Here is an 11,347-nt window from a genome sequence, read left to right as displayed (position 1 = left end):
TATTAAAGGAGAATAATTATCAAAGGAGGAGAAGTTGATGGTTGAATTAGAAAAAGAAGCCCCTGATTTTACCCTTATGTCCAGTGATGGAAAGAATGTCTCTTTAAAAGATTATAGAGGTAAGAAAGTTATTCTTTATTTTTATCCCAAGGATAACACGCCTGGATGCACAAAGGAAGCTTGCCAGTTTAGAGACAACATAAATTCTATTGAAGATAATGATGCAGTTGTAATAGGTGTAAGTTTAGATGATTTAGAGTCTCATAAAAAATTCATTGAAAAATTTAATTTGCCATTTGTGCTATTAAGCGATAATGATGCTAAAGTATCAACAGAATACGGTGTTTATAAAGAAAAAAATATGTATGGAAAGAAAAAAATGGGCATAGAAAGATCAACTTTTGTAATAGATAGAAAGGGCATAGTAAAGAAAATTTTTAGGAAAGTGAAAGTTGACGGACACGTAGATGAGATATTGAAAGTGCTTGAAGAAATTGATTAAAGATTAAGTGCGCTTTATGCGCACTTTTAATAATTTAAGATCGGTAGACTGAAAGCAGCTATTAATGCAACTATCATCACAATGACAATAGTCAATGCCACATATTTATGCCATTTTCTGTTGTAAAAAGGGTTTAAAAAATCTTTGCTTTCCTTCTTTTTCATTTTATTCGCCTCATCAAATTTTACTAAAACAATTTTATTAATCTGTATAGCTTCTTATTACTAATTTAAGCATATTTAATTCTAAAAAACAATAAATTATTAATAAACTTTACCCAAAAAGAGAAAATAGTTTATAGGAGGAATGGGGCTTGGATAATAAATTATTAAATGAAATAAAAAAGCAGATTGAAAAGATGTCTGAAATGATGGAAAAAATGAAGATAGCTGACTATGTGGAGTTGATGCAAAGCCCTTATAGACTCCTATGGCTTAACTTTGTCGGTGGGCTTGCGCGTGGTTTTGGAATGGCTATAGGATTTACATTGCTTGGAGCAATTGTAATATACATATTGCAAAGAGCGGTTTTATTGAATTTGCCCATTATAGGCAATATTATTGCTCATATAATAAAAATAGTTCAACAAAATTTGTGATAGAAAGGCATGTGGTATTGTGGATGACAAAAAATTAGAGTATTTTAGAAAAAGACTTATTGATGAAAGAAATAGAATTTTGCATACTTTAAACGAGATGGATGATAATAATGGCACTGGGAAAATTGGTGAAAGAGAGTATTATCAAGAACTATCATTGGCAGACAATCATCCGGCAGATATTGCTTCAGAAGTATATGAGTTAGAGAAAAATTATGCATTAAAAGATAACGAGCAACACGTTTTAAGACAAATCGATGATGCTCTTTCACGGATGGTTAACGGTAAGTATGGTATATGCAATCATTGTCATAAAGAAATTGAAATGGAAAGATTGGAAGCATTGCCGTATACACCTTTATGCGCAAAATGCGCAAAAGAAAATGATTTAAAATTAAGCGATCTTAGATTTTCACGTCCCAACGAAGAAAGAACTATTAAATATCCCTTTGGTTGGGGATACATGGATTCTAAAGACGAAAATCAATTTGATGCTGAGGATTCGTATCAAGCAGTAGCAAGGTATAATAAAACTAAAGCAGGACTTGATAATTATGATGACGATTACGATGATTATAATTCAGGATATGTGGAAGAAGTAGATAAAATAAGCAACGAGGATTACAAAAAAACATTAGAATAAAAATCAACCTTGTGCTTAAAAAGTATTTTAGGCATAAAAATGGCAGGGGAGACAAGAATCGAACTCGCAACCTACGGTTTTGGAGTGCGTATCAGGACGTTTTTTTGATTTAAGTACATTGATGAAAGTATTGAAATAAGTGGGTTTGTTAAATAATTACTTGGATAATATTAGGTTATTTTGTGTCCCCATTTGCTTATTGTGTCCCCAATTTGTCCCCAATAAAATGCCAGGCAATTACGCCTGGTTTTTGTTTTCGAAAAGAAAATTTGCAATTTTGTCGGCAGCATCTTTGTCAGCAGATTTAAGCGCATGGGCATATATGTTCATTGTTGTACTGGTATTACTATGGCCAAGCCTTTTTGATACGGCTTTAATATTTTCGCCAGCATTTATAAGTAGGGTTGCCGATGTATGCCTGAGTTGATGAAATGTAATATGCCTTAGACCTTTCCTTTGTAAAAACTTAGAGAACCATTTTGAAATTGTATCATAATACATAGGTTGCCCATTCCATTGAGTAAAAACAAAACCGGTGTCTATCCATTTGTTTCCTTTCTTTAACCTCTCTAGATTTTGCTCTTTTTTATATTCTCTTAAAAGATCCATTATTTGTTGTGGTATGGCAATAAGCCTTTTGGATGTTTCATTCTTTGGAGTTTTAGTAAATAGGCCTTGACCTGGCAAATATTGATTGGCTTGTACTATTTCTATTGTGTTATTGTCAAAGTCGATATGCTCCCATTTAAGACCCATCAATTCGCCAAGACGTTCGCCAGCCGCTAGAGTTAGCATTATTGCAACTTGATATTTTAATTTTTCGCCATCAAGTGCTTTGACAAGTTCTTTTACTTCTTCTTCGTTGTAATATTCTGCTTCATGTTTATTTACTTTTGGAGGATCTATATTAGAAGCAGGATTAGAAGGTATAAGCTGCCATTTAACTGCATCTTCTAGCATAGCATGAATAAGTCTGTAATGATGCTTAATTGTTTGAGACGACAAGCCACCTTTCTTACCATCTAATCGTGTGCCGTCTTCTTTTAACATATTCAGAAATTCAAGTATATGAATGGGCTTTATTTTATTTAATTTTAGATGTCCTAATGCGGGTAAAATACGCTTGTCTAACATTTCTTTGTATCGGTATAAAGTTTTGGGAGCCAGATTATCTTTAGCATATTCTTCAAGCCATTTCTCAACAAAAGCTTTGAAGGTTAGTTTTGAAGGCTCAATAAAAGTATTGCCTTCTATTTCTGCTATAAATTTGGCGAGTTCTTTTTCAGCTTCTTTTAGCTTAGCTGATTCTGTTTTACCTTCAACTTTTATTGTTTTTGTATATCTTTTTCGCTTTCCATCAGGGCCATAACCACCTGATACAATAAGCCTGTACGAATTTTCTCCACGTTTTTCAATTGAGCCTGGCATAATATCACCTTCGTAAAATAAAAATTATCATGTTTATAATATTTGCTATTATTTATATTATTTTACATTGACATTATCATACATTATGTTATAATATAATTGAACCACTGAAAACACGAATGTGTTGTAGGTGGTGTTTATGTTTTCGGATATATTACTATTCCATATTCATTTTTTGAGGCATTGAGATTGAGTTTACTTTTGATTAAATTTAACAAATTAATGATATCATCGTAGGTAATTTTATTTGCAACTCTATTAGCTAGTTTATTGCCGATTAAGTTTTTTGTTAAATAAAGATAAACAATATAGGCTATACTATCTGCTATTTGAATAAAATAAGACTCGTCTGAGCTTTTAGGTAATGGATCTTCCAATAAACGTTTTATTTCCTTCCTGTACATACCAGCGAATTTTGATGGTATATAATTAAATTGTTGCATTTTACGAGATACTTTTCTCATTTTGCCTATTCTACCTTCGTCGGTGATAATTAAAAAATTGCAATCAACACAGTGGTCTTCATACTTACATAAATTACAATATGTACTTAAGTCATTTTCTATACGTTGTATACTATATGTGAATGCATTTTCTAATACAGGATAATCTTCTTTTATGATAACTTTTTTATTAATAGCTACATTAATAATTTTTATATCTAATGTAGAGAAAAAGTCAAAAAATTCATACAATATTTTGTTTTTAGTTTGATTGTCCCAATCAAAATTTCTATATGGATTTTTATCTGTTAAAAATTCTTTTGTATGGAACTCTAGTTTAACTGGGAAATTATATTTTTGTTTAAGCTCTCTACGAAAATTTACAATTTTGTTATAGTTTGATTTCCAAAAGAAATCAGACATATATATACTAGTTAAAACGAATAATTCAGATGAATATTTTGGATATCCATCATCTCCGGATTCATCATAATAAACAAAAAACATTTTATCCCCCTTCTCCTATATTTATTATTAATAGTGGAATATCCAATATTATTGTTATCTATTTACCCACAATATTTCGCGGCAACCTCCGCAACCTTATCAGCTTCAATTTCTATGTACTCATATTGCATGTCTAAACCTATGTAATAGCTTTGCCTTGGACAATCTTCTAAGATGTGTTTTAACTCATGTATAAAAACTTTGCATTGTGTTTCGTAATCTATGTTACCGTTTAATATTAAATAATAATTGCCATGGCGACTGACATATGTAAAGCCATAAATACAAGTATCAATATTTGCAATAGATACTTGTATATCATATGCTGTCATAAGCTCATAGAATGGGATTTCTTGATTTAAAAGAGCCTTCACAAGAGGCTTGTCTAAAAAGTCGATAGCCAAAATAAAGCCCCCTTTTAAAAGATAACTTTATTCTCCATTTTCTTCATCTTCAATAGCTTTTATTATGCGCATTACTTGTCTTATTGCCTTCGGTGATAATTTTTTTGTCTGCTTGAACAAAAGCTTTAAGTCTTCTCTTTCTTTTAGTTCGCTCCAGAACTCCGCCAACTCTGGGTCGTCTTCTACTGCTTGTGTTATTTCGTCGACTGGGTTTCGGATGTCGGTGTTACCAAGGAGGTAATCGACTGATACATTAAATAATTCAGATAGCTTCAACAATGTATCGGTATCTGGATCTCTTTGACCTATTTCATACATACCTATGGTACCTCTTGAAACGCCTAATTTGTCAGCAAGTTCTTTTTGAGTTAATTTAAATTCATTTCTCAATTCTGATAATCTCTTTGCAAATTTCATTGAGATATACCTCCTATTGATATTTATTATATCACTATTAGTGACATAAAAAATATTTGTCACAAAAAGTTATAAAAACTATTGACAAGTAACGAAATGTGACTATAATAATATATAGAAAGTAACGTTAAGTGACGGTTGGAGGTGAAACTATTGAAAAATAAGCTAAAAGAAATAAGAAATTCAAAAAATATATCGGGTTATGAATTAGCCAGAAAAGTTAATGTAACACACTCGCTTATATACATGATAGAAAATGGGACGAGAAATCCAAGCATTAAATTAGCTAAAAAAATTGCAAAAGCTTTAAATACAAGCATTGACGAAATTTTTTTCGACGAACAAAGTCACGAAACGTTACATTGCAACAATAACGATCAAGAGTCGGAAACTGCATAATGTTTCAATTCCTAATAGGCAATCTAAGAAACCGCATAGGAGGAGGTGAGAAGGATGGAAGTAAATGAGGCGAAAGAAAAAAGATATTTGAACCGGCTGAGCTCTTACGCAAACAAATGGAATTGTTAGCAGAGAAGTCAAAAACAGCCGATTCCAAGACATTAATAGAAATATCTAATACAGTGGCTAACCTGTATATAGCTTTATAAAATTATTAGGAAAAGGCTTTTTTAGAATGTTTACTAAAAGTTTGGTTAATCTTTCCCTCAATTTCAAGATATTTTTCTACCAATTCTTCTGGAGAGATATGTGATAAGTCTTGTTTTTCCAAGTAGAGCATAGTTAATGCCTCTGTTCTAGTAGAAGGGAAAGAAGATAGTGTTATTTTATCATTAGACATATATTATTATCCCCCTTTTATTCATCGGATAGCTTAGATATATCAATTTTGCCATGCTCAGATTCCCACTGCTTAATATATTGTTCAATAATGTACTCGATCTGCATGGCAATAGAGCGCTTATTAGCTGATGAAATATATTTGATTTTTAAAAAGTTTTCTTCTTGCAAACGTAAAGTAAATTGGCGTTTATCTGTAGCCATAATAAGCCTCCTTCAAAATGCTATCATAATGAAATTATATCACTTCAAATAAAATTTTAAAAGAATCATAAAAATTCTTATTGACAATAAAGTGAATTCACTATATAATGCAATTAGGAGGTGAATTCAGAGTGAATTCTAAATACAAGCGCAATCAAACGACTCTAAGGATACCTGCAGAAATTGATGCAAAAATAACCTCTATAGCTCAAAAGATGGGAATTTCAAAGAACGCTTATATTCTCATGCTAATATCTCAGACATTAAAAGATTATGACCAATCAGAAACCGCATAGGAGGAGGTGAGAAGGATGAGAGGGAGCAACATAATAAATCAAAGGAGGTGTTCATTAATGAAAATAGTGTCTAACTCTGAAGCTGTTAACATATTTGAATTAGCTAATGAGAATAGAGATTCTGAAAAAGTAAAAGAAGCTCTTGATGCAGTTCTTAAAGTAATGGGAGAATTGGACCTAACAGTTGGTGAAAGTCAAAAATTTTTAGATCTTGTTGCTTATGCAATCAATGAAAAAAGAATAAAATTTTAATCTTCTATGGGTTTACTGTAGACTCTGCCAGCTTTACCTACAACAAGTTGGCAATCTTGTTTATCACAATTTGGATATCCCATGCAGAATGTTGAAATTAATTTTTTAGAAGCCATCAATGAACCTATGGTTTGGAACTTTGCGTAAGTTAATTCTTGATAGACATCTTTATTAATTGCAGAACATGAAACGGTACGATTAAATGTTATTTTATCACTCATTTGAAATCGCTCCCTTTAAATTTTAGAGCTCCCTCAAAGCAAAAATAGTAAATTTACCTCCCTTAAGGATATTTTACCACTTATGAGAGAAATAAAAAATCAAAACAAGGAGGAAAAAAGCATGAATGAATTACAGATCTTCAGCAATCAAGAGTTTGGACAAATTCGAACAGTAAAAATTAATGACAAGATATACTTTATAGCGTCTGATATTGCAAAAGCATTAGGCTATGTAAATACAAGTAAAGCAGTTAAGGACCATTGTAGGTGGGTAACGAAATGTTATATACCTCATCCGCAAAATCCTGAGAAAACATTGGAAGTTAATGTAATACCTGAAGGAGACATATATAGATTAATTTCAAATTCAGAATTACCAAATGCACAAAAATTTGAGAGTTGGATTTTTGATGAAGTTCTTCCTACTGTTAATAGGCATGGAGCTTATCTTACACCAGAAAAAATCGAAGAAGTGTTGCTTAATCCTGATACGATAATTCAACTTGCAACACAGCTCAAACAAGAGCGAGAAGAAAAACTTAAACTTGAAGAAAAAATCAAACAAGACAAACCAAAAGTATTATTTGCTGACAGTGTAGCAATATCAGATACAGCAATTCTCATTGGAGAATTAGCAAAACTGCTTAAACAAAATGGAATTGATATTGGCGAAAAAAGATTATTTGAATGGATGCGCAGCAATGGTTACTTAATCAGCAGGAATGGCACAGATTACAATATGCCAACACAGCGATCTATGGAATTAGGACTTTTTAGAATAAAAGAAACTTCAATAACTCACAGCGACGGTCATGTGACAATTTCAAAAACTGCTAAAGTAACTGGCAAAGGCCAGATATACTTCATTAACAAATTTAAAAGTATGCAAGAAGTCAACAAAGAAAATGTTCAATGATTGTAAGGAGGTAATTTAAATGGATTTAGAACAGCAGGAAGTAATACAGGTTACAATGACAGCGAATGAAGCAGCACAATATATCGGGATTAGTTATTGGAAATTGTTAGACATGGTAAAAAAGCATGAAGTACCATATATTGCATGTGGCAGTAGAAAGCTCTTTAGGAAAGAAGCTCTTGATAGGTGGATGGAAGAACAAGAGAAGAAAGCATTAGAAAAGCCTATACAACGAGGAATAAGGAAAATTTATTAAAAAGTGAGGTGAAACTCATGTTAGACGGCTTTTTAAATGAAAGAGAAAAAATGATTTTAGATGCAGTTAAAGATCTCAATTTAACAAAAGATGAAATAAGAACATTGCGTTGGCTGTCAAGATGGGAAATCGAAACAGTTTGCAATATATGTGCAATTATAAAGAAAGCTAAAGAGTGCGGATTAAAGGAGGGCTAAGAATGATAATTGATGAACTTGATAGAGAATTAGCGACACTTGAAATGCAAATAGAGTTTAGATGTAGACGCATAAAGGAATTGCAAGAATTAAAAAGACAGGCAGAAAAAGCTGACATGATAATAAAAAAATTGAGAGATGAAATTGCAGATTATAATGAGGAATATCATGAGAAATTAAGACTTTACTACAGTCAGACATGAGATCTCGAAAATGTCATAAGAAGTGTTTCTGAATTCATTATAAAGCAGGAAGGAGGAAAAATGAATGAACAAAAGATGTGAAAATATATACAAAACTGCGAGAAAAAATGCTGGAATTACACAAGAAAAAGCAGCCGAATTGCTGTATATATCGTCAAGAACATTAAGCGAGTATGAGAACGGTAGATTAATACCATCTGATGATATTGTGTATCAAATGGTAGAACTTTATAAAGCACCATGGTTAGCATATCAACATCTTAGATGTTCATCAGAAATAGGTAAGAAGTTTTTACCAGATATAACATTAACGGATTTAGCAAGGTCAATCCTAAAACTTCAGAAGGAAATAAAAGATGTAGAAAATATAAACAATGATTTAATTGAGATAGGCTGTGATGGAATAATTGATGATACTGAAAAGGATAAATGGGCTTTAGCAACAAAAGAAATAGATGAAATGGCAGGCGCAGCACTTGCTGTCATATTTGCAAGATGAAAGGGGGATTTAAAGATGCCGATAAAATTCGCTCAAATATTATATAAATTTGGCTTTGCAGTGACATACGATGCTGACAGAAAGAAGATTAGAATTTGCAGAAACAAATAGAAAGGGGAAAATAGTATGCTTTTTGAAATCAAAGAATTAAAAAGCGAAATTTTATCTGATCCTGTAGAAAATTTGACTTCAAATCCAGCCTTAGCAGTAGAACAAATCACTGGTTGGTGCATACAAATATTAGACATATTAGAAAAAATAGAGATGATGGCATTAGGTAGAAAAGTAATAAATGAAAATGAAATGGGTTATTTGCTAGAGGAAGAATGCCACCTATGCAGAGGGCAAGGTAAAATTACACATCCTGAATGGTTGGAATATTGGGATGCATATATGCTAAAAAAAGAGGAAATAGAAGAAAAAAATTCAAATCTAAAATGGTCAGAAATTGATAATGTAGTCAAAACAGAATTAGAAAAAATGGGTGTAACAGAACCACTTGATAAGCCAGAAGAGATTGTTTGTCCAATATGTAACGGAAAAGGAGATGTGCTTACTTCTTATGGCAAAACATTATTACATTTCCTAAAGAGACATTGGGACGAAATATAAAAAAATGCCTTTAAAAGGCACAAATTAAATCTTTCAATGAGAGTATACCACATTTACGGTATACTCTCAAGACTAAAAAAATGAGAGGGGATAAGAAAATGGATACGCAGGAAATGAAAATAATACATCTCTATGATAGACAAGATCCAGAAATTCAAGTAAAACTTGAGAAAAATAGCAAAGGGTATAATTGGGAGATAACATTTAAAGGTGAAAATGCGGATGCAGTTTTGGCTAAAATACGTGAAGTTAATAAAAAACTCAATGAAGAATATGGAGGTGAAAGATAATGGGTGCATTGGTACAGACAAATATGCCGACAGAAATAGAACAACGAATTGAATATGTACCAAAAGTCGAAGTGACACTAGAGCAAGCTGTAGACAATTTAAGAAAACTTGATCAGATAAGACAAAAAATTATGCGCCAAGGAGTTGACTATGACGTTATACCTGGCACACCTAAACCAACGTTATTGAAGCCGGGAGCGGAAAGACTACTTCAATTTTTCGGCCTTGGACATAAAATACAACTTGTAGACAAAAAGGAAGATTGGGACAATGGATTCTTCTACTATCAATATAAAGTCACAATCGTAAAGCAATATCCAGGATATGAGATAATCGTTGCCGAATGTGAGGGGAGCGCTAACAGCAAAGAGAGACGCTATCGCAACCAAGATGTATTTAGCATCGTTAATACACTTCAAAAAATGGCTATCAAACGTGCTCTTGTTGGTGCCACATTGCAGGCTACAGGAACATCGGGTATGTTTACACAAGATCTCGAAGACATGGATCTCGAAGGTCAGCAGGTATCGACACAGCAAAAGGTATATACCGATACATCTGGAACTATAACGCAAAAGCAGGCAAAAAGAATGTTTGCTCTTGCGAATGGTGACAACGACTTAGTGAAGAACATAATAGGTAAATACGGATATGAACATAGCACTGACGTAAGAAAGACAGACTACGAAAAGATATGTGCAGAGATTGAGACAGCAGCACAAGCAGATCTTCCTGAATTTTTGCAAGATAATAACGAGGCGGAATAAACCGCCTCTCTAAAAAAACATTTTGAACGGAAAAATATTCATGAATTGCCAAACTGGGAGATGAGAAAATGTCAAGACCTCAAAAAGATGGGTTAGATTACTTTCCATTAGATGTAGATATAGACCAGGACGATAAAGTACAGTTAATAGAAGCTGAATATGGAATTATAGGGTTTGCAATAATTATTAAATTACTAATGAAAATCTATAAAGAAGGTTATTACTACGAATGGACTGAAAAAGAACAATTACTCTTTTCAAAGAAAGTTAATGTCGACATTAATCAAGTTAATGACATCATTAATGCGTGTTTAAAGTGGGGTTTGTTTGATAAAACGCTATACGATAAATACAAAATATTGACTTCTAAAGGCATACAAAGAAGATATTTAGAAGCCGTATCACGTAGGAAACAGATAGTTTTTATAAAAGATTTCTTCCTTTTGGATGTCTCTAAATATCAAAACATAGTTTTTGATAACATTAATCAAGTTAATGATGACAATAACTCAATAAATGATGACAATAATCCCCAAAGTAAAGTAAAGGAAAGTAAAGAAAAGAAAAGTAAAGTAAATAAAATAAATTACGCAGAATATGTCTCCATGACCAACGACGAGTATCAAAAGTTACTCGACGCTTATGGAGAAGAAGCGACAAAGAGAATGATAGAGATCCTTGATAACTACAAGGGAAGTACAGGTAAGAAATATAAATCCGATTACCGCACAATACTCAATTGGGTCGTCCAACGGTATTTGGAGGAAAAAAACAAAGGGGGTAATGTTAATGGCAACACTGGAAAGCATACAGGAGATAATAAGCCGGATACAAGAAAATATACATTCGACAAGTCGAAATTCCTCTACAACGGAACCACAAACGGAACATGAG

At 32.4% G+C, this 11,347-nt stretch carries 23 protein-coding genes; 15 read left to right on the top strand and 8 right to left on the bottom strand.

The window, feature by feature from the left end; translation table 11 throughout:
• Positions 1 to 37 precede the first annotated feature (37 nt).
• On the top strand, positions 38 to 502 hold the full coding sequence (gene bcp / locus BVF91_RS06030) for a thioredoxin-dependent thiol peroxidase (RefSeq protein ID WP_085112569.1): 465 nt from the start codon (positions 38 to 40) through the stop codon (positions 500 to 502).
• 26 nt (positions 503 to 528) lie between these two features.
• Here the strand turns inward: bcp and BVF91_RS13265 are convergent, their stop codons facing one another.
• Positions 529 to 666, bottom strand: a complete 138-nt coding sequence (locus BVF91_RS13265) for a hypothetical protein (RefSeq protein WP_168170188.1) — start codon at positions 664 to 666, stop codon at positions 529 to 531.
• 194 nt (positions 667 to 860) lie between these two features.
• Here BVF91_RS13265 and BVF91_RS06025 point away from each other — a divergent pair, with 194 nt between their 5' ends.
• Positions 861 to 1,100, top strand: a complete 240-nt coding sequence (locus BVF91_RS06025; protein ID WP_349265819.1) for a DUF5665 domain-containing protein — start codon at positions 861 to 863, stop codon at positions 1,098 to 1,100.
• A 19-nt stretch (positions 1,101 to 1,119) separates the two neighbouring features.
• A complete protein-coding gene (locus BVF91_RS06020) occupies positions 1,120 to 1,743 on the top strand; it encodes a TraR/DksA C4-type zinc finger protein (RefSeq protein ID WP_085112568.1) in 624 nt (207 codons plus the stop codon).
• Between the two features lie 237 nt (positions 1,744 to 1,980).
• On the opposite strand, the gene BVF91_RS06015 is transcribed toward BVF91_RS06020, so the two are convergent.
• From BVF91_RS06015 to BVF91_RS06000, 4 genes are all read right to left on the bottom strand, one after another.
• Entirely contained in the window at positions 1,981 to 3,171 is a 1,191-nt protein-coding gene (locus tag BVF91_RS06015) for a site-specific integrase (protein ID WP_085112567.1), read from the bottom strand.
• A gap of 137 nt (positions 3,172 to 3,308) precedes the next feature.
• Positions 3,309 to 4,121 carry a DUF3800 domain-containing protein gene (locus BVF91_RS06010; RefSeq protein WP_085112566.1) on the bottom strand — a complete coding sequence of 271 codons (813 nt, stop codon included), beginning with the start codon at positions 4,119 to 4,121 and terminating at the stop codon, positions 3,309 to 3,311.
• A 62-nt stretch (positions 4,122 to 4,183) separates the two neighbouring features.
• The gene (locus tag BVF91_RS06005) at positions 4,184 to 4,525 is read right to left on the bottom strand and encodes a hypothetical protein (RefSeq protein WP_085112565.1); all 342 of its coding nucleotides are present in this window, start codon (positions 4,523 to 4,525) and stop codon (positions 4,184 to 4,186) included.
• A gap of 27 nt (positions 4,526 to 4,552) precedes the next feature.
• Positions 4,553 to 4,942, bottom strand: coding sequence for a helix-turn-helix domain-containing protein (locus BVF91_RS06000; protein ID WP_085112564.1), 390 nt, complete (start codon positions 4,940 to 4,942; stop codon positions 4,553 to 4,555).
• A 153-nt stretch (positions 4,943 to 5,095) separates the two neighbouring features.
• On the opposite strand from BVF91_RS06000, the gene BVF91_RS05995 reads away from it, so the two are divergent.
• Entirely contained in the window at positions 5,096 to 5,341 is a 246-nt protein-coding gene (locus BVF91_RS05995; protein ID WP_085112563.1) for a helix-turn-helix transcriptional regulator, read from the top strand.
• 214 nt (positions 5,342 to 5,555) lie between these two features.
• Here BVF91_RS05995 and BVF91_RS05990 read toward each other — a convergent pair whose 3' ends face one another.
• Positions 5,556 to 5,741, bottom strand: coding sequence for a hypothetical protein (locus BVF91_RS05990; RefSeq protein WP_085112562.1), 186 nt, complete (start codon positions 5,739 to 5,741; stop codon positions 5,556 to 5,558).
• Between the two features lie 17 nt (positions 5,742 to 5,758).
• The gene (locus tag BVF91_RS05985) at positions 5,759 to 5,944 is read right to left on the bottom strand and encodes a hypothetical protein (protein ID WP_085112561.1); all 186 of its coding nucleotides are present in this window, start codon (positions 5,942 to 5,944) and stop codon (positions 5,759 to 5,761) included.
• 131 nt (positions 5,945 to 6,075) lie between these two features.
• On the opposite strand from BVF91_RS05985, the gene BVF91_RS13130 reads away from it, so the two are divergent.
• Both BVF91_RS13130 and BVF91_RS05980 read left to right on the top strand, forming a co-directional pair.
• Positions 6,076 to 6,240, top strand: a complete 165-nt coding sequence (locus BVF91_RS13130; protein WP_168170187.1) for a toxin-antitoxin system HicB family antitoxin — start codon at positions 6,076 to 6,078, stop codon at positions 6,238 to 6,240.
• A gap of 57 nt (positions 6,241 to 6,297) precedes the next feature.
• Positions 6,298 to 6,492 carry a hypothetical protein gene (locus BVF91_RS05980; protein WP_143588975.1) on the top strand — a complete coding sequence of 65 codons (195 nt, stop codon included), beginning with the start codon at positions 6,298 to 6,300 and terminating at the stop codon, positions 6,490 to 6,492.
• Here BVF91_RS05980 and BVF91_RS05975 read toward each other — a convergent pair.
• Positions 6,489 to 6,713 carry a hypothetical protein gene (locus BVF91_RS05975; protein ID WP_085112559.1) on the bottom strand — a complete coding sequence of 75 codons (225 nt, stop codon included), beginning with the start codon at positions 6,711 to 6,713 and terminating at the stop codon, positions 6,489 to 6,491. The two genes, BVF91_RS05980 and BVF91_RS05975, sit on opposite strands and share 4 nt — an antisense overlap.
• 121 nt (positions 6,714 to 6,834) lie before the next feature.
• Here BVF91_RS05975 and BVF91_RS05970 point away from each other — a divergent pair, with 121 nt between their 5' ends.
• The 9 genes from BVF91_RS05970 (at position 6,835) to BVF91_RS05930 (ending at position 11,346) form a co-directional block, all read left to right on the top strand.
• Positions 6,835 to 7,629: a phage antirepressor gene (locus BVF91_RS05970; RefSeq protein WP_085112558.1), complete on the top strand. Its 795-nt coding sequence runs from the start codon at positions 6,835 to 6,837 to the stop codon at positions 7,627 to 7,629.
• Between the two features lie 19 nt (positions 7,630 to 7,648).
• Positions 7,649 to 7,885 carry an excisionase family DNA-binding protein gene (locus tag BVF91_RS05965; protein ID WP_085112557.1) on the top strand — a complete coding sequence of 79 codons (237 nt, stop codon included), beginning with the start codon at positions 7,649 to 7,651 and terminating at the stop codon, positions 7,883 to 7,885.
• Between the two features lie 17 nt (positions 7,886 to 7,902).
• Positions 7,903 to 8,082 (top strand): hypothetical protein, encoded by a 180-nt coding sequence (locus BVF91_RS05960; protein ID WP_085112556.1) that lies wholly within the window; start codon positions 7,903 to 7,905, stop codon positions 8,080 to 8,082.
• 2 nt (positions 8,083 to 8,084) lie between these two features.
• Entirely contained in the window at positions 8,085 to 8,285 is a 201-nt protein-coding gene (locus tag BVF91_RS05955) for a hypothetical protein (RefSeq protein WP_085112555.1), read from the top strand.
• 64 nt (positions 8,286 to 8,349) lie between these two features.
• Complete coding sequence (locus BVF91_RS05950; protein ID WP_085112554.1) at positions 8,350 to 8,784, top strand: helix-turn-helix transcriptional regulator; 435 nt, start codon at positions 8,350 to 8,352, stop codon at positions 8,782 to 8,784.
• 126 nt (positions 8,785 to 8,910) lie between these two features.
• Positions 8,911 to 9,396, top strand: coding sequence for a hypothetical protein (locus BVF91_RS13390; RefSeq protein ID WP_085112553.1), 486 nt, complete (start codon positions 8,911 to 8,913; stop codon positions 9,394 to 9,396).
• 98 nt (positions 9,397 to 9,494) lie between these two features.
• Positions 9,495 to 9,686, top strand: a complete 192-nt coding sequence (locus tag BVF91_RS05940) for a hypothetical protein (RefSeq protein ID WP_085112552.1) — start codon at positions 9,495 to 9,497, stop codon at positions 9,684 to 9,686.
• The gene (locus BVF91_RS05935; protein ID WP_085112551.1) at positions 9,686 to 10,453 is read left to right on the top strand and encodes a hypothetical protein; all 768 of its coding nucleotides are present in this window, start codon (positions 9,686 to 9,688) and stop codon (positions 10,451 to 10,453) included. Before BVF91_RS05940 ends, BVF91_RS05935 begins: the two co-directional genes overlap by 1 nt.
• A gap of 68 nt (positions 10,454 to 10,521) precedes the next feature.
• Entirely contained in the window at positions 10,522 to 11,346 is an 825-nt protein-coding gene (locus BVF91_RS05930; protein ID WP_085112550.1) for a DUF4373 domain-containing protein, read from the top strand.
• The last annotated feature ends 1 nt before the right edge of the window (position 11,347 follow it).

The sequence above is a fragment of the Thermoanaerobacterium sp. PSU-2 genome, from assembly GCF_002102475.1.
Lineage (GTDB): Bacteria > Bacillota > Thermoanaerobacteria > Thermoanaerobacterales > Thermoanaerobacteraceae > Thermoanaerobacterium.
Note: the sequence above shows the minus strand (reverse complement) of the source record. Positions and strands in the feature narration are given on the sequence as shown.